17 protein-coding genes are annotated in these 20,725 nt (G+C 32.4%); 4 read left to right on the forward strand and 13 right to left on the reverse strand.

Annotated elements, in window-relative coordinates:
• Positions 1 to 82 precede the first annotated feature (82 nt).
• The gene (locus N456_RS11275; RefSeq protein WP_062056934.1) at positions 83 to 1,726 is read left to right on the forward strand and encodes a thiol-activated cytolysin family protein; all 1,644 of its coding nucleotides are present in this window, start codon (positions 83 to 85) and stop codon (positions 1,724 to 1,726) included.
• Between the two features lie 1,186 nt (positions 1,727 to 2,912).
• The gene (locus N456_RS11280) at positions 2,913 to 3,449 is read left to right on the forward strand and encodes a helix-turn-helix domain-containing protein (protein WP_062056936.1); all 537 of its coding nucleotides are present in this window, start codon (positions 2,913 to 2,915) and stop codon (positions 3,447 to 3,449) included.
• Between the two features lie 422 nt (positions 3,450 to 3,871).
• Here the strand turns inward: N456_RS11280 and N456_RS11285 are convergent, their stop codons facing one another.
• From N456_RS11285 to N456_RS11300, 4 genes are all read right to left on the reverse strand, one after another.
• The gene (locus tag N456_RS11285) at positions 3,872 to 5,416 is read right to left on the reverse strand and encodes a hypothetical protein (protein ID WP_062056938.1); all 1,545 of its coding nucleotides are present in this window, start codon (positions 5,414 to 5,416) and stop codon (positions 3,872 to 3,874) included.
• Between the two features lie 239 nt (positions 5,417 to 5,655).
• On the reverse strand, positions 5,656 to 6,402 hold the full coding sequence (locus N456_RS11290; RefSeq protein WP_062056940.1) for a succinate dehydrogenase/fumarate reductase iron-sulfur subunit: 747 nt from the start codon (positions 6,400 to 6,402) through the stop codon (positions 5,656 to 5,658).
• 6 nt (positions 6,403 to 6,408) lie between these two features.
• On the reverse strand, positions 6,409 to 8,424 hold the full coding sequence (locus tag N456_RS11295; RefSeq protein ID WP_062056942.1) for a fumarate reductase/succinate dehydrogenase flavoprotein subunit: 2,016 nt from the start codon (positions 8,422 to 8,424) through the stop codon (positions 6,409 to 6,411).
• Between the two features lie 13 nt (positions 8,425 to 8,437).
• A complete protein-coding gene (locus tag N456_RS11300) occupies positions 8,438 to 9,097 on the reverse strand; it encodes a succinate dehydrogenase cytochrome b subunit (RefSeq protein ID WP_062056944.1) in 660 nt (219 codons plus the stop codon).
• Between the two features lie 204 nt (positions 9,098 to 9,301).
• On the opposite strand from N456_RS11300, the gene N456_RS11305 reads away from it, so the two are divergent.
• Positions 9,302 to 10,447, forward strand: a complete 1,146-nt coding sequence (locus N456_RS11305; RefSeq protein WP_062056946.1) for a methionine aminotransferase — start codon at positions 9,302 to 9,304, stop codon at positions 10,445 to 10,447.
• 1 nt (position 10,448) lies between these two features.
• On the opposite strand, the gene dinB is transcribed toward N456_RS11305, so the two are convergent.
• Positions 10,449 to 11,555: a DNA polymerase IV gene (gene dinB / locus N456_RS11310; protein ID WP_262482833.1), complete on the reverse strand. Its 1,107-nt coding sequence runs from the start codon at positions 11,553 to 11,555 to the stop codon at positions 10,449 to 10,451.
• Positions 11,556 to 11,626: 71 nt separating this feature from the next.
• On the opposite strand from dinB, the gene N456_RS11315 reads away from it, so the two are divergent.
• Complete coding sequence (locus N456_RS11315) at positions 11,627 to 12,118, forward strand: CYTH domain-containing protein (protein ID WP_062056948.1); 492 nt, start codon at positions 11,627 to 11,629, stop codon at positions 12,116 to 12,118.
• A gap of 132 nt (positions 12,119 to 12,250) precedes the next feature.
• Here N456_RS11315 and N456_RS11320 read toward each other — a convergent pair whose 3' ends face one another.
• The 8 genes from N456_RS11320 to N456_RS11355 all read right to left on the reverse strand — a co-directional run bounded on the left by N456_RS11320 (position 12,251) and on the right by N456_RS11355 (position 20,725).
• A complete protein-coding gene (locus N456_RS11320) occupies positions 12,251 to 14,563 on the reverse strand; it encodes a GEVED domain-containing protein (protein ID WP_062056950.1) in 2,313 nt (770 codons plus the stop codon).
• A 193-nt stretch (positions 14,564 to 14,756) separates the two neighbouring features.
• The gene (gene pbpC, locus N456_RS11325) at positions 14,757 to 17,108 is read right to left on the reverse strand and encodes a penicillin-binding protein 1C (RefSeq protein ID WP_082422513.1); all 2,352 of its coding nucleotides are present in this window, start codon (positions 17,106 to 17,108) and stop codon (positions 14,757 to 14,759) included.
• A gap of 139 nt (positions 17,109 to 17,247) precedes the next feature.
• Complete coding sequence (locus N456_RS11330; protein ID WP_062057507.1) at positions 17,248 to 18,165, reverse strand: bifunctional metallophosphatase/5'-nucleotidase; 918 nt, start codon at positions 18,163 to 18,165, stop codon at positions 17,248 to 17,250.
• Positions 18,155 to 18,925 carry a 5'-nucleotidase C-terminal domain-containing protein gene (locus N456_RS11335; protein WP_062056954.1) on the reverse strand — a complete coding sequence of 257 codons (771 nt, stop codon included), beginning with the start codon at positions 18,923 to 18,925 and terminating at the stop codon, positions 18,155 to 18,157. The genes N456_RS11330 and N456_RS11335 overlap by 11 nt, the downstream gene beginning before the upstream one ends.
• Positions 18,926 to 19,124: 199 nt before the next feature.
• Complete coding sequence (locus N456_RS11340) at positions 19,125 to 19,325, reverse strand: hypothetical protein (protein ID WP_062056956.1); 201 nt, start codon at positions 19,323 to 19,325, stop codon at positions 19,125 to 19,127.
• Between the two features lie 96 nt (positions 19,326 to 19,421).
• Positions 19,422 to 19,811 (reverse strand): hypothetical protein, encoded by a 390-nt coding sequence (locus N456_RS11345; RefSeq protein WP_148639296.1) that lies wholly within the window; start codon positions 19,809 to 19,811, stop codon positions 19,422 to 19,424.
• A 22-nt stretch (positions 19,812 to 19,833) separates the two neighbouring features.
• Positions 19,834 to 20,190, reverse strand: a complete 357-nt coding sequence (locus N456_RS11350) for a hypothetical protein (protein WP_148639297.1) — start codon at positions 20,188 to 20,190, stop codon at positions 19,834 to 19,836.
• Positions 20,168 to 20,725, reverse strand: coding sequence for a hypothetical protein (locus N456_RS11355; protein WP_062056962.1), 558 nt, complete (start codon positions 20,723 to 20,725; stop codon positions 20,168 to 20,170). The genes N456_RS11350 and N456_RS11355 overlap by 23 nt, the downstream gene beginning before the upstream one ends.

Below are 20,725 nucleotides of genomic sequence, written 5' to 3' on the forward strand. Positions count from 1 at the left end.
TTTTGTCTAAAAACTCAATAACTTTTTAGAATATCACAACTTAGTTTTACATCAAATATTTACTAACTAAAATTAAGTTTTAATGAAAAAAAAAGTTTTTTATTATGGATTCCTCTTTTTAGGTCTTGTAGCCTGTCAACATGAGGAAGAATCAATTACTGAATATTCAGTAATAAATGACGGTAAATTAGACCGATCAGTAAATGCAAAAGCAGCTACTGATTGCTCTAATCACATATCCCATACGCAAGCCGATTCCGATTTCTTTTTAATTGATCGTAAAACAGATTTATTATGGCCAGGAAATATTGTAGGCTCACAAACAGTCAAAAGTGGTAGTCCATCTTCAGTTCCTATTTATGGAAAAGATAGAAATCCAATAGAAATTAAAATAGATGTCGTATCAGGAACTTCAGTATCTACTAACCGCAAAATTAATGAGCCTACGCCAGGAAAAGTTCAAAATAATATGAACAAAATTTTGGAGGAGTACTATAAAAGTGGAGCAGGTCTCCCAGCTAATTTTGAAGTTTCAATATCACAAATTTTTAATGAGGAACAATTACAACTTGCTATAAATGCAGGTTATGCAGGTCCCTCAGTCAGTGTTTCAGGCAAATTAGGAGTAGACTTTAACTCTAAAAAAACCAAATTTGCGGTAACTCTAAAACAACAATTTTTCACAATTTCTGTAGCTCCAAAAGAAGGGCTTTCTGGAAATAATGGATGGTTTACAAAAAGCGTAACTCCAGAGAGATTAAAACCATATATAACAGACTTTAAAGGAAATAATAGCAATTTAGGAAATAATCCATCTGCATATATTACTTCTGTTGATTATGGTAGACTATTTACAGTTATTTATGAATCTGATGATAAAGCAACAGATGTAGAGGCTTCATTAAAATTTGCTTACAATTCAGGAATAGTTTCAGCAGATGCAGAGGCTTCTGCCAAGTATAAAAAAGTAATGAAAAATACTAGTGTAAAAGTGAAACAATTAGGAGGAGTTCCTCAAGATGGTCTTACTGCTACTTTAGCTGCATTTGCAAAAGATACAGATAAGATATTAGATTTTATAAAAAAAGACACAAGTCCTACTTTAGAAAACCCAGGATACCCTATTTCATACAAGGTCAATAGAGTTTCTGACAACAAAGTTTTCCAAGTATCTCAAAATATCTCATATACAGAAAAAAAGAGCTGTTCCTCTATAAGAATACAACCAGAATCTGTAGAAACGAGAGACCTAGCAGACCATGGCACTAGTGGAGCAGAATTATATGGTCGAATTACAGTTGATGAAAGTATACCTGGTAAAGGTGATTGGAGAAGGGTAAAGGAATTAAATTGGGGATTTTTGAATAACCCACAAATACCTGTTGATCATTACCCTTTACACTCAACACCTAAACCAATACAAATTTTAAATGGTCAATTTATAGATGTAAATCTTCCTGAAAAACCAGGTTATAGATTTAGAATTACTGTAAAGACCTCAGAATGTGATGATAACTGTAATACTGATGTATTTAATCTTACACGAGCAGTAACTTATGTGTTCGAGTATAATCCAATTACCCAAAAATGGGAAAATGAAATGGACAAACATATTACAGTTGGCAATAGTATTGATACGAAACGAAGAATATCAACTTGGCAATCTATGCCTGATAGAGGAGCAGGTGGAGCTGTTAAAGTTAATATCGCTTTACACCAATTCTAAAAACTATAATTATTACAAAATCATAATAAGAAAAATATAGTGATTTAATTGACTATTCATTAGATTATTATATTTCAAAAACTGAAAAGGAAGTACTAGTAAGTTATTACTTTACTTCCTTTTTTTTATTACACTAAACTTTCAGCATATTAAAAATACATTAAAATTAGTTTAGTTTATTTACGCCTGATGTCTGCTAAACCAGATATTACATCCTATAAGCTATTAAAGTTAATATCGCTTTACACCAACTCTAAAAATCATAATTAATTATAGTAAAAAAACATATTATGAAAAAGTATTTATTATTATTCATTTTTTTAATTTCTACTCTTTTTTTTACAAGTTGTCAAAAGATAATGTAGATTTAGTACCTATATCAGAGAGTTCGTTTGATAATATTACTCAAAAAGTTTCAAAACCTCAGATAAGTGGTTTAGTTAAACGGGGGCTTTCAAAAGCTTTTATATCTGGATGAGATTTAGAAACATTTTATGCTAAATATGATAAAGGAAGTAGACCTAATCCATCTATATACTTAAAACAGGAGTATGTAAATAATCATTAGATTATTATATTTCAAAAACTAAATAGGAAGTATTAGTAAGCTATTACTTTACTTCCTTTTTTATTATCCCAAACTCCAACGTATTAAAAATAAATCAAAATTAATTTAGGTTTTTAATTATTCATCAAACAAGTTAATTTTTTTCTTTTTTTAGGATACTACAAAACCTATTTCAATCCTGTAGTATTAAAAAAAACTTATTTACTGAGTATTTATTTTATCAATTTATCATCTAAAAAAAAGAGTAATCGTAGACATCATAATTGATCGATTAAAGAATATTTATTAATTGGAGCATTCTAAACATAGAAATGTAACTAATTACTTCAACAATATATTTGTTACATTAATAGCTTGCTTGCCGTCTTAATCTTTTATAAAACCAAATTTGTAGATTCAAAACAACTCTATTTAAATATGTAGTTATATCAAACCCGCGTTAAACTAAAGTTAATTCAAATCATCCTCATGATTAAACATCTATAATTAATAATTTTGTAAATATAAACCTATACTATAATAAAAGATTCATATTAATTAATAAAAAAACTACACGATACTTTAATCAAAAAAAGTGATATAAAATTACCCCCCAACTCTTATTAAACCTAATTCCTTATGATTAATTTTCACCCAACAAATGATTTTTATTTTCTTTACGCATACCTAAAAAGCATAATTCTAATTAGTTTTTTAGTCGTATTAGTCGTATTTGCAACAAAACATATTAGTTTAAAAAAAAAAACTAATAAGAGAGAAGTTATCGATTCTAAACCTATACAACAACTACCTAATCTACATATAGTAATTGATAATTCTTTTGTAACAGAATTAAACGAGTTTATATATAAAAATGTGGATAATGAAAAACTTAATGTAGCATTTTTAGCTGATAATTTTTCAATGACTCAAAGAACTTTTTTAAGAAAAGTAAAAAAAGAAACAGGGTTAACAGTTGTATCATATTTAAAACATATTAGACTACAATATGCCTCTGATTTATTAATAAAATCAGATTATTCTATTACAGAGATCATGAATAAGGTAATGTATAATAATCTCTCTTATTTTTCTTCTGAATTTAAGAAAAAATACTCCGTTAGCCCTAGAAAATACCGAGAAAAATTCAGAAAATTTAACTGTGTACCCCTTTAAGTATCATATAATATTTATTATTAATTTTTATAACACTCATCCAAAAAAAAGATCTTTTCTATATATTATACCATTTATACCTTGAATTTACCGCAATAAAATTCTCTTTTTCACCTATGCTTCAAAATAAAAATTAATCGTAGCTATGCTGAATTTTTCTTCTTTGCATAAACAAAAAATAACTGATTTTCTTTTAAAGTAAATTCAAGATATAACTGGTATTACTCTTTCTTTTTTTAGTCATTAATAATTAAATAATTGTAATTCAAATAAAAAAATAATGTAACTATTTAATATGAATCGTGTAAAATCTCTTGAAGAGTATTAAAACACATATTATATTTTCATTTCATAATAGTAGAATGTATAAAAAAACCGAAGTACTTGCTACCTCAGTTTTTTTATATTATTCTCTCATCCTTTTATCGCTCGCAAGTATCTGTTGCATCTTTTAAAAGTTGGATCCTCCGATCACATATTTCTTTTGGAATAATAATCTTAGGGGTGTTCATTAAGTATATAATTAATAAACTCGGTATTTCTGCTAGCTTTCTTGGGAGTTCTGTTATACTAGTATTGCTTACAGACAGACTTTCTAGATTTCTCAATTTTCCGACCTCTACAGGTAACGCAGATAATGAATTATATCTTAAATCCAAGTTTTCTAATGACTCTAAATCACCTATTTCTTTTGGGAGTGCTGCTATCTTATTATCAAATAAACTAAGAGTTTTTAGTTTTTTTAATGCTCCTATTTCTGCTGGGATTTTTGTTAAATACACTGATGCCATCGTTAAATGCTCAAGCTCAGAAAGCTCACCTATACTTGCTGGCAAATTATATATTCTAAGCTTTCCAGCAGGAATCTGTAATTCTGAAACTCTTCCATTTTTAAGCGTAACCCCTTCCCATCCATTCATATTTGGTGCTTCTAAATCCCAATTGAAATACCTTCTATTACCTAATCTATTTTTTTTATACAAATCTTCTAATACTGCTCTATCATTTTTTAATGATTTTTTTGTGTATACGTTAACACTATATGTTCGTTTACTCCCATCTTGTGCCGTAACTACATAAGATACAATATCACTAAAATCTTTTGTCTCACCACTTTCTGGAACTACTTTAGCCCCTTTTTCTATTTTAATCGTTGGGGTCAGGTTATTTACAGAAATTCCACTAGGTAATACCAAATGTATTTTTTCTCCATCAATGGTAGCTTCATAATTTTTACCCGAAATATTCGAAAACACAAAACTAGAAATCTGATTATTATCACTCTCTGCTTGCTCTACGTGTACTGTATACTTTGTTTTTGATACTCCATCCTGTGCTGTTACGATATATTCGATATCTTTCATAAAGTTTTGAACAACACCATCATTTGGTACTACTGTTGCTCCATTAGATACCATAATCTTAGGAATTAATGCTGTAACATCAGTATCATTTGTAAAATGAGCTGTAATCGTATTTCCATCTATAGTTGTTGGTACATCTACCAACAAATTTGCATCTGAATTATCACTTGCCAAAAAGTTAAAACCAGTGATACGACTTTCAGTGCTATCAATTACAGAAACGATAACGACATACTTTACAACATCTGGGGAATTTTCTATATGAAGAGGATATACGACAGGCTTAGTAAAATTTGTTAGCTTCTGAAACTCTGGAAAAAGAATTACTCCCTTAGAAACTGTTAAGGCTGGTTTTAATCTTTCTATATTAGTATTAGCAGGTACTATTACTGTTATTTCTTTTTTATTATGATCAATCTTAGCTAAAACATCCTTAGCAAGACCCTCATTGTCTTTTGCTAAAAACGTAAACGAAAGAATTTTAGCAACTCCATTAGGTTTTTTTTCAGGTAATTTCTCATCAGGTAATTTTTGATCGTCACTACTACAATTTATGAATAGTAAAAAAGTGATACAAATTGATAAAATTGTTCTTATATTCATTACTCTTAATTATTATAATTTAGGGACTAAATTACATAGTGTTACTAGTAAATATTCTTAATCTATGTTAAGAAATGAACTATTCTTGTAATTTTTTTTAAACTCTGATTGATGAACTTTCAAAAAAATGAGAGTTGTATATCTAGTTTTTATTTTATAAAAACATTTTACATAAAAAAAACCGAGATGTTTTTTTAACACCTCGGTTTTACTATATTATTTTTGAAAAAAAGTAATCCCTACCCTTTCATACTTGCTTTTAAATACTCACGATTCATACGTGCTATATTTTCTAAAGAAATTCCCTTAGGACATTCAATCTCGCAAGCTCCTGTATTAGTACAGTTACCAAAACCTTCTTCATCCATTTGATTTACCATTGCTAACACACGATCTGTAGCTTCTACCTGCCCTTGTGGCAATAGTGCAAACTGAGAAACTTTAGCAGAAGTAAATAGCATTGCAGAAGCATTTTTACATGCTGCTACACAGGCTCCACAACCAATACATGTCGCTGCTTCAAAAGAAGCATCTGCATCATCCTTATTTATAGGAATCGCATTAGCATCAATTGTATTACCAGAAGTATTTACAGAAACATATCCTCCTGCTTGTTGGATCCTATCAAAAGAACTCCTATCTACCATTAAATCTTTAACTACAGGAAATGCTTTTGCTCTAAATGGTTCTATATAAATTGTATCTCCATCATTAAACTTACGCATGTGTAGTTGGCACGTTGTTACCAATCGATCTGGTCCATGAGGTTCTCCATTAATTTGTAGAGAGCAAGCTCCACAGATACCTTCTCTACAATCATGATCAAAAACTACAGGCTCATCTCCTTTAGTAATTAATTGCTCATTTAACACGTCTAACATTTCTAAAAAAGACATGTCTCCTTCAATTCCTTTTACTTGATAGTCTACTATCTTTCCTGGTGACTTGGCATCTTCTTGACGCCATATTTTTAGTGTAAGATTCATAGCATTTTATTTATAAGAACGTGTTTTTAATTCAATATTTTCGAAGACAAGGTCTTCCTTATGCAGCTGAGCATCTTTAGGCTCTCCTTTATACTCCCATGCAGAAACATACTTAAAGTTTTTGTCATCTCTCAATGCTTCACCTTTTTGTTCTCCCTCTTGTTCTACAGATTCTTCTCTAAAGTGTCCTCCACAAGATTCGTTACGATTTAATGCATCTTTTGCAAATAACTCTCCTAATTCTAAGAAATCAGCTACTCTTCCTGCTTTTTCTAATTCAGGATTCATACTATCTGTAGTCCCAGGAACTTTTACATTCTTCCAGAAATCCTCACGTAGTTCTGCTATTTCTACAATAGCTTCCTTTAGATGTTTCTCATTACGAGACATTCCACATTTGTTCCACATGATTTTACCTAATTTCTTATGATAATAATCTACAGAATGTTCTCCTGTTCCAGACATCAATTTATCAATACGATCTTTTACTTCTTTCTCTGCCTGATCAAACTCTGGAGTATCAGTAGGTATTTTTCCTGTACGGATATCCTTAGATAAGTAATCTCCAATAGTATATGGTAATACGAAATATCCATCTGCTAATCCTTGCATCAATGCAGATGCTCCTAATCTATTTGCTCCGTGATCAGAGAAATTTGCTTCTCCTGCAGCGTAACAACCAGGAACTGTAGTCTGTAAGTTATAATCTACCCAAAGTCCTCCCATCGTATAATGTACCGCTGGGTAAATCATCATTGGTGTTTTATAAGGGTTCTCATCTACAATCTTTTCATACATCTGAAAAAGGTTTCCGTACTTATCTTCGATCACTTTTTCTCCTAATTCACGAATTTGATCTGCTGTAGGGTTATGCATTCCAGAAGTTAATGCTTTTTCTTTTCCGTATCGTTGGATTGCTGATGCAAAATCAAGGTATACTGCCTCTCCTGTTTTATTTACTCCGAATCCTGCGTCACAACGTTCTTTTGCTGCTCTAGAAGCTACATCACGAGGTACTAGGTTACCAAACGCTGGATACCGTCGCTCTAGATAATAATCTCTTTCTTCTTCTGCTAACTGTGTTGGTTTTAATTTACCCGCACGTATCGCTTCTGAATCCTCAATCCTTTTTGGAACCCATATACGACCATCATTACGTAATGACTCAGACATTAACGTTAGTTTAGACTGATGATCTCCAGAAACTGGGATACAAGTTGGATGAATCTGAGTGTAACATGGATTTGCAAAGAATGCTCCTCTACGGTGTGCTCTCCACGCTGCCATTACATTACTTCCCATAGCATTGGTACTTAAAAAGAATACATTTCCGTATCCACCTGAGGCTAATACTACAGCGTGTGCTGAATGTCGCTCAATCTCTCCTGTTACTAGATTACGAGCAATAATTCCACGTGCTTTTCCATCAATCTTTACTAAATCTAGCATTTCATGACGGTTAAACGCTTGTATTTTTCCTCTATTAATCTGTCTATTCATTGCTGAATATGCTCCTAGAAGTAGTTGTTGCCCCGTCTGCCCTTTAGCATAAAATGTACGAGATACTAAAACTCCTCCAAAAGAACGGTTATCTAATAACCCTCCATACTCACGTGCAAAAGGAACTCCCTGTGCTACACATTGATCAATAATATTCGCAGAAACTTCTGCTAATCGATATACATTGGCTTCTCTAGAACGGTAATCTCCTCCTTTTACAGTATCATAAAATAATCTGTAATCAGAATCTCCGTCTCCTTGATAATTTTTTGCTGCATTAATCCCTCCTTGTGCCGCAATTGAATGCGCACGACGAGGAGAATCAGAATAACAGAATGTTTTTACATTATATCCAAGCTCAGCTAATGTTGCTGCTGCACTTCCTCCTGCTAATCCGGTTCCTACAACAATAACATCAATATTTCTCTTATTGGCTGGATTAACAAGGTTAATTGTATTTTTATGTTTTGTCCACTTATCTGCCAGTGGACCTTCAGGTATTTTAGAATCTAAAATTGACATACTAGTGGTGTTTTTAATGAGTTAAATGAAGCACTATAGCCACAATAACGAATCCTAAAGGAACTCCTATTGCGAAAACTTTTGCAAACTTGGTTGCTGCTACCGAATATTTATTGTTAAATCCTACGGATTGAAACGAAGATGCAAACCCGTGCCACAAGTGTAATGCTAAAAACACGAACGAAAGTATATACAATCCTGTACGAACTGGACTTTCAAATTTATGAAGCAATTCTGGATAATATCGTGTTGGATCTTCTGGTGCAAACTCTATATATTTATGAACTATCTCTGGAACCCAAAAATCATAGAAGTGTAATCCTAAAAATGCAAGAATCACTAATCCAGAATATACCATATTTCTAGACATCCAAGAAGAATTAGCTCCTCCATTGTAACTTGCATATTTAACCGCTCTGGCATTTCTGTTTTTAATTTCTAATACAAACCCCATTACAAAATGAAAAACCACCCCAAAAATAAGTACTGGTTGTAATGCAAACTGAACTAATGGATTAGTACCCATAAAGTGTGATAACTCATTAAAAATATCTGCACTAAAAAGTGAAGTGAAGTTTATGGTAAAGTGTTGTAGCAAGAAAAATACTAAGAAAAGTCCCGATAGTGCCATGGCAACTTTTCTAGCTATTGAAGATTTTATCAATCCACCCATTATATAAAATGTTTAGTTAATTGGAAGACAAAAATAGGGTTCAATGCCATTTTAGCCAAGCTTTAGACACTCTTTATTCCACTATTTATAATGATTATAAAAAAGAAAAATACTTTGTTTATGATCTTGTAATTAAATCAATCAAAATATTCGATTAACTTTAAACAAAATTTTATCTTTTTACATTTTATATTTAAAAAAAACATGCAAAATATATACTCTAAGTTACCCGATATTTCTACTACTATATTTACTGTTATGAGCAAAATGGCCACGAAATACGGAGCTATTAACCTCTCTCAAGGGTTTCCTAATTTTGCCGTTGATCCAATGCTTATTGATTTAGTTAACATCGCTATGCAAAAAGGGTATAATCAATATGCTCCTATGGCTGGATTAGTATCATTACGAGAAGTTATTGCGGAAAAAACGAATACGCTATATGGTAGTACGTACCATCCAGAAACTGAGATTACCATAACTTCTGGCGCTACACAAGGAATTTTCACTAGTATCGCTGCTTTTATAAATCCTAGAGATGAAGTTATTATTTTTAAACCTGCATATGATTCTTACGAGCCTTCAATACAACTGTATGGAGGAAAGGTTATTCCTATACAGTTATCAGCACCTGATTTTACTATAAATTGGCAAGAAGTCGCTTCTAAAATTACTTCAAAAACAAAAATGGTGATCATTAACACTCCCCATAACCCAAGTGGTAGTGTTTTATCTAAAGAAGATATGCTTCAATTAGAAAAACTTCTTAAAGGTACTGATATCATTTTATTGAGTGATGAGGTATATGAGCATATTATTTTTGATGGTCAAAAACATCAAAGTGCGGCATTATTTCCTGGGCTAGCAGAACGTGCTTTTATCACGGCTTCTTTTGGAAAAACATTTCATATTACTGGTTGGAAAATGGGATATTGCTTGGCTCCAAAAAAACTAATGGCAGAGTTTAGAAAAGTACATCAATTTAATATTTTTTGTAGTAATCATCCCATGCAATATGCCTTATCAGAATATTTAAAAACCCCTAATCATTATCTTTCTCTTCCTGATTTCTATCAAAAAAAACGAGACCTATTTTTATCTCTACTAAAAGATTCTCGTTTTACGTTCTCTCCTGCTTCGGGTACTTATTTTCAACTTCTAAAGTATACTAACATTACAGAAGAAGGTGATGTGGCTTTTGCCGAAAGATTAACCAAAGAACATAGGATCGCAAGTATTCCTGTTTCGGTTTTTAATCTACATAACCAGGATGATAACGTTTTACGATTTTGTTTTGCGAAGACAGAGGATACCTTAAAACAAGCTGCTGAAGTACTATGCAAAATCTAGGTCAAAAGTCGAAACGTAACTGAATAATCTCTACTTCATTACTTTCTTTTTTCTTTTCGTCTTTTTTTCCGGTGTTTAAATTAGAAAGTGAAATTCCTAGTAATCGCACAGAGTTTTTCATTTTTTCTTGATATAATAATTCTTTTGCGGTTTCTAATAAAATAGTAGTATCATTTACAAAATAGGGTAAGGTTTTACTTCGAGTCTGTAGCGTAAAATCACTATACTTAATTTTTAAAGTTACCGTTCTACCAGATACCATACTATGTTTCAATCGTTTCTGAAGTTCTTCTGCAATACTTTCTAATCGCTCTAGCATATAAATTTCTGAAGCTATGTTTTCGCTAAAGGTTCGTTCTGCTGCTAGTGATTTACGCTCCCGATTTGGTTTTACTTCACTGAGATGAATCCCACGTACGATCTTATAATAATGCCCTCCAGATTTGCCAAAATGCTGAGTTAAAAATGCTTCTGATTTTGATTTTAAATCTTTTCCGGTATAGATCCCCATTTGATACATTTTAGCTTGAGTTACCTTTCCTACTCCATAAAATTTTTTAACATCTAGGTGTTCTAAAAATCCTATAACCTCTTCTGGGTTAACTGTTTTTTGCCCATTAGGCTTATTATAATCACTTGCTATTTTAGCTACAAATTTATTAATGGATATTCCTGCAGAAGCGGTTAACCCTGTTTCATCAAAAATCTGTTTTCGAATTTCTTGAGCAATTAGTGTAGCACTAGGGTTTCCTTTTTTATTATCTGTAACATCTAGATATGCTTCATCTAATGATAAGGGCTCTACTAGATCTGTATATTGAAAAAATATTTTCCGGATCTGAGATGAGATTTCTTTATATCGATCGAATCGTGGACGCACAAAGATTAAATCAGGACAAAGCCGTCTTGCTGTAAACCCCGGCATGGCAGATCGTACTCCAAAGACTCGTGCTTCGTAACTAGCAGCACTTACCACTCCTCGTTTTCCGCCTCCACCTACTGCTAATGGCTTTCCTTTAAGCTCTGGATCATCCATTTGCTCTACAGATGCATAAAATGCATCCATATCCACATGTATAATTTTTCTATGTATACCGAATTCTACCACAGTACAAAAATAATAGATATTGGTGATTCTAATTGTAATATCTTTATCGCAGAATATAAATACTGTCTGTTATGATCGAAATAGAACGGAAATTTTTAGTAATTTCTGATGTCTTTAAAAATGAAGCTAAAAAAAGCACTCGTATTGTACAAGGGTTCCTTAATACAGATCCCGAACGTACTGTACGCATACGGATAAAAGGAGAAGCTGCGTATATTACTGTTAAAGGAATCGGAAATACATCAGGAACCACACGATTCGAATGGGAAAAGAATATAGAAATTAATGAAGCTGAACAATTACTTAACTTATGTGAAAAAGGTGTTATAGAAAAAACTCGTTATGAAATCCCTTTAGGAAATCACATGTATGAGGTTGATGTATTTTTTGGCAAAAATGAAGGACTGGTTATTGCTGAAATAGAATTAAATAATGAACATGAATCCTTTATAAAACCAAATTGGTTAGGAAAAGAAGTTACTGGTGATCAAAAGTACTACAACTCTCAGTTAAGTATGACTCCTTATGTTTTATGGAGTGAAAATTCAGATCCTATAACATAATATCGACTAAATATTTTGGCAAATTCATAATAGGATAAGATTAAAATCAAAAAGAGTGGTTTCATTGATTATTCATCTAAGAAACCACTCTTTTTTTAATGTTTTATAAATCAAATAGTTTACAAATAATTATTAATGTTTTACAAAACGTTTTGTGTAATTATTTGTTCCATCTGTAAACTTCAGAAAATAAATTCCTTGTTTTAAGTTTTCTACATTTATTGTAGATTTTACTTTATCTGTAACTGTAATGATCGTTTTTCCTAATACATCTACCACTGAATAAGATATTTTATCAGATTGTGTTTGGAATGATACATTTAAGATATCATGAGCAGGATTAGGATATACCTTAACAGTAGTGGTTATATTCTTAAAAGAGGAAGGATTGTTGTCCTTAAATAAAGCAGTTCCACCTATAACTACAGTATAATCTTCGACTTCTCCATAATTAAAAGATCCACAAGAAGAAGGAGCAGTATTATACCTCATAGTAACTCGCATTCTAGTATTTCCATTAATAGCAGAAGATGGTACCGTAAAATTACCACTTACAGTAGTATTCTGAGTTGCCGATTGTGACCATACCTGCTCTCCGAAATCAGTAAAATCTCCATCTTGGTTATAATCTATCCATACACTATATGCTTCATTATACTTTCTACCTGTCCATTTAGGTGTTACTGTAATTTTTTGTGAGCTTCCTTTTGATAAATTTGTAGATACTGATGTAAAGTCGCTATATCCTCCACTTCCGGCAGTAGAAGTTTTATCAATAGAACCCAATTGAACTCTACCTATATATTCATCTGATGTATTATTACCATTAGCCGTACAGTACGTAACTCCTCCAGAGGTAGTTGTTACTTTAACAGTATTACTAAATCCAGAAGCATTTCCAGCAGCATCTTTAGCTTTTACTCTAAATTGATATGCTGTATTGGCTGTTAATTGCGTAATAGTAGCTGAGGTGCTTGTTACAGTAGTAACAATTCTATTACTTTGGTATACGTCATATCCTACAACTCCTACATTATCAGAGGAGGCTCTCCAAGATAACGATACTGAAGTTGCTCTAATATTAGAAGCAGCTAATCCTGATGGTGTAGATGGAGCTTGAGTATCTCCTCCATTTCCTCCAGAGTTATATCCGTTTACTATTTTGGTAGTACATCCAGGAGCTAACCATTGACAAATATTTGGATAGGTAACCGATAATCGTCCATACCAGTCTGGTGAGTTATTACCACAAGCTGCACTCCCTCCATGTAATTGACCAATAATTCTTTTATTTTGATCAAAAAGAGCAGATCCTGAGGATCCCCCTTCTGTAGTACCATCATCCCAATCTTTAACTTTCCAATGTGTAGATCCTAATCCTCCACTGTATGTAGAAATAGAAGGTGCATCATTATCAAATGATATCTTTTTTACATCTCCTGCAGGATGATGAATTCCTGTTGTTTTAGAAGGAATATTACCTGTAGCATCCCACCCAGAATAATATACATTATAACTAGATGGTGGTGTAGAAGAAAGTTTTAATAATGCATAGTCTGACTCTGACCCACTATTCATTATCTGAGATCCAGAAATAGATTGACTTGTAGAACCATCGGAGTTACCACTACACCCAGGGGACTCGTAATTAAATACAAAAACCCAGTTGGTAACATTCTGATTTGATGTACAGTGGTTTGCTGTCAAAAAATATGGGGTTCCGTTATTTGCAGTATTATTTATTAAAGATCCAGAACACCAACGGGTTCCGTTTCCTAATATTACTAATGCAACTGATCTAATTTGGTCTCTCCATGGGTCTCCTTCTGCACAAACTACATTGTTATTACAAGATCCAGAACTTCCAAAAGCTTTTGCTAATCCTCTAATTCCCTTATAGTCATGAGCTACTGTAGAAATATTCAAATCCGGTGCTTGTTTTACATTCGCTGGTTGAAAATACTCAACAATGATTTTATCTCCATCTACAGGAGCTATACCCAATCTTTTTGAGTTTTTATTATTGGCAGATGTAAATGCTCCACGAATATCTGATTTATCATTATTATAAATAAATAATTTACCTCCTTCAGGAATTTTAAAGCTCGAAAAAGTAAGATTAAGCGATAGTGCTCCTTTAGACTCAATCGCTATCAACCAATATTTATCTCCATTTTGGTTGGTAAACCATTTCCCTGAATTTTGCATATTCAGATTAGTTTTATGGGGATAAGCAAAGCGCATAGGAACATCTTTACTAGATTCTTGTTCGTCTTCTTTTAATAGTTTTGCTATATTCAATTTAGGTAACCTTACAACAGGGGTTTGATTGGACTTGGCTAGGTTTTCGTTTGAGAACGATGGTTCTCCTCCTTGTCCTATTTGTGAATAGGAACTAATGCTTGAGCATAATGCTATGACAAGCAATACAATTGTATTCTTCATGGTTTTAAAGAGTTAGATTTTGTGTTATACGTTAAATTAAAGTTAGTTGAGTTATAAAACACTAATTCTAAGGTAGTAAGATCTCTGTTTAAAATTTAACACTCTTATCATTTTAACACAGAATTGGAGTGTTTTTAGCTTTTTATTAACGATAATGCAACATTATTGCATAAATAAAGATGTGTTAATAATATCAGTCTTTAACTTCTATTTTTCTTTTTAATTCATTACCATTTTCATCCAAAACAGTGATTGTATGTGTTCCTGGTTTTGGAGCTATTGCCATTTCATGAAATTGCCTTGTTGTACCCATGTATTGATCGTCGATATACCAAAAGACTCTAGATCCTGGATTGGTGTGTGCAATCTTAAGAATGACTTCATTTACTTTTCCATCAAATCCTTTAGGTAAGTAAACGCTATTATTCAATTTTGGAAAAATAAAATCCATACGCTCCTGAGATTCTTTTATACAATCTGATCTATATGGTGGTAATGGCTTGTAACTAGCACTATTAGTTTTAAAAAAGTATTCTTGTAGTGGAGGCAATATAAACCATGAGTGATGAATGATATCTGCTACAGACTCGCAAGAAGAATTCACTCGATATCGTTTTGTTGCATCTAGATGTATTAATTGATGATATGGGCATGGCTTTGTTCTGGTTCCTGTAATAGGAATATATGCTTGCTTAACTGGGCAGTGGTTACCTGCTAGAAATCCACTTTTAGTACAAATATTTACTTGTTCTAAATTGTCATATGGAGGCGGGAACCATTTAGAATTAGGTAATAGATTAAATACATCAAATACTACTGGTGCTGCTGAGTTTAGCCCTGTTAACTCTGGTCTTCCTTCTCCATCGGCATTACCAATCCAGACACCTACTACATATTTCTGACTAGCTCCTATTGCCCAAGCATCACGGTTTCCAAAACTGGTTCCTGTTTTCCAAGCAATCTCTCTAGAAGAGTCGTAAAACTCCCATGCTTTATCTCTTTCTGGTCGATTTACTTCTTTCATGGCTTCAAATGTAAGCCAGATACTCCCAGCGCTATATACTGGTTTTTGACTCGTTTTGATACCAAAATTGCTCTTTTTATTAGCCAAAATAATTGGTTCTGTAAATTCTTTAGTAAAATATTCACTAGAGGTGCTTTGATAATGATTTAAGGTACCTGCAAAACCTGCATAGATCTTGCATAAATCCCATAGGTTTCCTTCTGCTCCACCAACGATTAGTGATAGCCCATAGTGATCTGCTCCATATTTTAGATCTTTGATTCTAAAGGCATTCATCTCATCTCTAAATCGCTGTAATCCATATTGTTGTAACAATCGAACTGCTGGGATGTTTAAAGAGCGTGCTAGTGCTCGATTTGCAGGAACTGCTCCGCTATAACTCTCATCAAAATTCTTAGGGCTATATCCTGAGATTACAGTAGGAATATCAGAAACTAATTGTTCTGGTAACAATTCTCCTTTATCCATCATAGCAGCATATAATAAAGGTTTTAGGGTACTTCCTGTACTACGCGCTGCCTGAATAACATCTACATCTTTTTCATGTGTTTGATCAGTTGGTGTATTACCTACATAACTAAGTACTTGCCGAGTATTAACATCCAAAACCAAGACTGCCATATTATGCACTTCATTTTGTTTTAAGGCTTCATAGTGCATTTTCACCACTCGATTAACTTGTTTTTGTAATATTGGATTAATCGTAGTTTGTATTCTTTTTCCTGTATTTTTTTTTGCTAATCGCTCTACTAAATGCGGAGCAATTCGTGGCAAAGAGTAAGGTTTTCGGGGTAATGTCTCACTTATAGATAGTTCATATGTTAGTGAGTCTATAGTTCCTTCTTGTAAAAGAGTATGGAGTAATCGATTTCTTTTTTTTAATAATCTATTCTGATTCTTTCCTGGATAAATTAAAGAAGGTGCATTGGGTAGTACTGCAAGTGTGGCACTTTCTGCCCAGGATAATCGATGTGCAGATATTCCAAAATAACGCCAAGCAGCCATATCTACACCTACTACATTACCTCCGAATGGGGCATGAGAGGCATATAATTTTAGAATATTTTCTTTAGAAAACCCTAATTCTAAACGTACTGCGAGTAGTAGTTCTTTTAATTTTTCATAATAGGTGCGTTTTTTACCTTTTCGTGCCAAACGAATAACTTGTTGTGTGATAGTGCTTCCTCCTCTTACTACTTTACCGGCTTTTATATTTGCAGTAATCGCTTTACCCATCGCTACAGGGTTAAATCCTAAATGTCTGTAAAACTGCTGATCTTCAAAAGCTATAATACAGTGTTTGAATTTCTCAGGAATACTATCTGCCTCAGGAAAACGCCACTGCCCATCGGTTGCAATTTTTGCTCCTATCAATTTTCCTGATACGGTCTCAATAACTGTTGCTGTAGGATCATCAAATAATGGTTTGGGTAATGAAAAATAATACCCTAGCAATAGTATCCCACTAATTATAACCCGTTTTGGGTGCTTTTTTATATATATTTTTATGTACTCAAACAATAGTGATAGATTCAGTTTACCTTTAAATTGACAATCGTTTTAACATTCATTCTTTTATAATGAAACGGGCTTGTTAAAATCGATTGATACGAATTTTAACAAGCCCAATATAGCACTTTATACTCGCTAGAAAGATCTTTTATACTTCTATTGATCTTCCTTTGGCTGTTTTATTTCCTGCTGTATCAAAGTAAAAATCTACTTGCCCCATATATACTCCACTTTTACCGCATTGATTAATCAATACTTTTTCTCCTATAGCATTTTCTATAACTGTAGGTTTAGGCAATAATGTATGGGTATGTCCTCCTATAATTAAATCTATATTTTTTGTTTTTTTTGCTAAATGAAGATCCGAAACTTTATTTGGTGCATTTTTATAGTTATACCCTATATGAGATAAACAGATACTAAGATCGCATTGTTCTTCTTCTTTTAACACTCTTTCCATATCCTGAGCAATCTCTATAGGATCCAGATATTTAGTTTCTTTATATAATTTTTTATCCACTAATCCTTCTAATCCTACTCCTAATCCAAAAACTCCGATTTTAATACCGTCTCTGATTACTATTTTATAAGGCTTTACCAAACCATCTAGTACTGTATTTTTAAAATCATAATTAGCAGATACAAAATCAAATGTCGCATTGGGTAATTGACTTAATAATCCATCAATTCCATTATCAAAATCATGATTCCCTAATGTTGCCAAATCATAATTTAGTTTAGACATGAGTTTAAACTCTATTTCTCCACCATAATAGTTAAAGTAAGGAGTTCCCTGAAAAATATCTCCTGCATCTAATAAAATAGTATTAGGGTTTTCTTTTCTTATGTGTTCTATTATACTTGCTCTTCTGGCAAAACCTCCTAAACCTGGGTATCGGTAGTGACTATCAGGTAATGGATCAATCTGGCTATGTACATCATTGGTATGTAGTACTGTAATCCTCTTTGTTATTGGTTTACTGCAAGATGCTAAACTTAACCCTCCTAAGCTGGCAAAAGCAGTTGCCGAAGCCATTTGTTGTATAAATCTTCTTCTATTCTGCATAGCGCATTCTTTTATCCAATTGTACATGTACTGTATCTACTGATTTAAAATAATCTATCAGCGTATTTCTAAGCTTATACTCTGTTTTATAGATCTGGATTGGGTCTTTAAAAAAATTCATGCTATCACCGCCTTGTTGTAGATAATCTGTAGTGAGTACAAAATAGTTTTTTCCTTCTTGTAGAGGTTGCCCATTGACGGTTACTTTTGTTGCTTTTTTAGCGTCTTTTAGTATCTGTAGTTTTAGATTGGCAATAGGGTGTGCTTGCTGTCTTTCTGCCAGATAAGAAATTAGTGCTTTTGTTTTTTCATATGATAGTTCTGCTACTACCAGTTCGTTTTCGAAAGGCATTACCTCAAAGGCTGTTCTAGCTGTTACAGATCCTTTATTTATAGGAGCTCTTATACCTCCATGATTTAATAGTACAAAATCAATATTCTTACTATATCTTTTTTTAAAAATAGGCTGCGTTTGGTGTAATGAGATATCAGCCATAAGGTTCCCTAATGTACTTTCTAACTTTCCATCGAACTTGGTAATGTTTATTGTAGCGATACAGAGAGTAGCGTCTAATGTTTCGTTTAGGTGTGCTCTAAAAGGAGCGATAAATGAGTCTATAGATGTGTCCGCTACTACTGTAGAATCTATCTTTTGCTGAGTTGCTGTAATCCTACTAACCGAAATAGGCTGTTGCTTACAAGAATATATAATACTCGATATTAAAAGACCGAATATAACCTTACCAAACGTAGTATTCATTATTACTTATTGTTTTGACAATGGTACTAAAAAAAACAATACTCTAGTTTATCATTACGTTAAAATAATGGTTTATCTGCCAATCGGGAACTCCCGATGAGTTACTTTCACTCAGTTCTGCAAATCGGAAAATTCCGGTAGTTGTTAAATTTGGATTATGTGTATCTAAATATCTACATAATCGGAGATAGTTCGTACACTATACCCCACTATACGCCATCTGTATGGTAATTAGCATTTTGGTTTTTTCTATGGCAAAACCACTTTCTAGTTGCTGGGTTATTTCGTTTAGTGCTTCATTACGGATAACATCGTCAAAAGTTTCTTTAACGATGCCACTAATCTGACCATCTAGGTATTGATTGACCAAACCTAGTCTTAGTTGTAAGTTGATATCCATGCCTTATGATTTAGTAGGTCAGTTATTACCATGCTTAGCAGTACCGATTTCTATATTTTTGGCACTAATAACTACCCTACTTGTACTGTCATTGTTTTATTTTTTACAGTTATAAACAGCAAATTTTGATTGGTCTTTCATTAAGAAAATCACTTTTTTTAGTTCTAAAAATTCTTTTTTTATTGATATAGAATCTTTAAATTCTATGAACTCTGTTGTACGATAAAAAAAACTGATTTTATTCTTATCTATTTGATTTTTAATATATCCTATATTATCAATTGTATCGATGTTTTTTATAAAAAGAACCCTATCAATCTCAGACGTTTTTATTTTCTCAATCATTTCATCACTTTTTATCCTAAAAACAATAGTGTCAAAGCCCGGAAATTCTCTGTTACTATGTACTATAACATTTTCAATGCAGATTTTGCTATCGATATTATTACATGATATTGTAGAAATCAATAAAAACATCAATAACATAATTTTTATTATAAAAGGATATTTAATGAATGTCATATTTTCCAAAATATTTGTATTGTTCAGTTTTTGTCATAACATAGTTTTTTCTTGCATATACATCAAAGATGATTTGTTTTACATTACTAGAAGTTTTAGACCAAGACCAATGATTAACTTGTTTATGAACAGCTCGTTTTTCCCAACTCCAAAATACTTTTGGATCATGATAATCATATTTTTTTTGGTTTAAATGATCAAGACCATGGGATAAGGTTTCATGAACTATGATATTTATAACATCAAACCTAGTAGTTAAGTCATTACCTATACTACCTGGAGAAAAATGAGTCGTTACTATTTTTATACCAATTTCATTTTCAATAAGAAGTATTCCAGCCATCATTTAAATCACCTTCAAAGTTAACTATATCAGCTCCTTCTGGTATAAGATTATACTTTCTTGCATAATATTCGTATACTTTTGCTTCAGCATTTGGATTTGATGTGTGACCTAAAGAATTAAACAGATCTCCACAATCCCAATCCTTTCTAGAAATAAATTGTATCCCATCTGTGTTTCCTTCCCCTAAGTATTCTCCTGTATCTTTGTCAAAATAATCTCCAAAATTTTTGAATAAATCTTCAGATTTTGTTTTATAATATCGTAAGACTTCATTATTCACATGTGTATCAAAGTAAGATTTAATATACCCTGCAATATCATACCCACTATAAAACACTCCACTATACGCCATCTGTATGGTAATCAGTATTTTGGTTTTTTCTATGGCAAAACCACTTTCTAGTCGCTGGTCTATTTCGTTTAGTGCTTCATTACGGATAGCATCGTCAAAAGTTTCTTTAACGATGCCACTGATCTGACCATCTAGGTATTGATTGACCAAACCTAGTTTTAGTTGTAAGTTGATATCCAT

This window comes from Aquimarina longa SW024, assembly GCF_001401755.1.
Lineage (GTDB): Bacteria > Bacteroidota > Bacteroidia > Flavobacteriales > Flavobacteriaceae > Aquimarina > Aquimarina longa.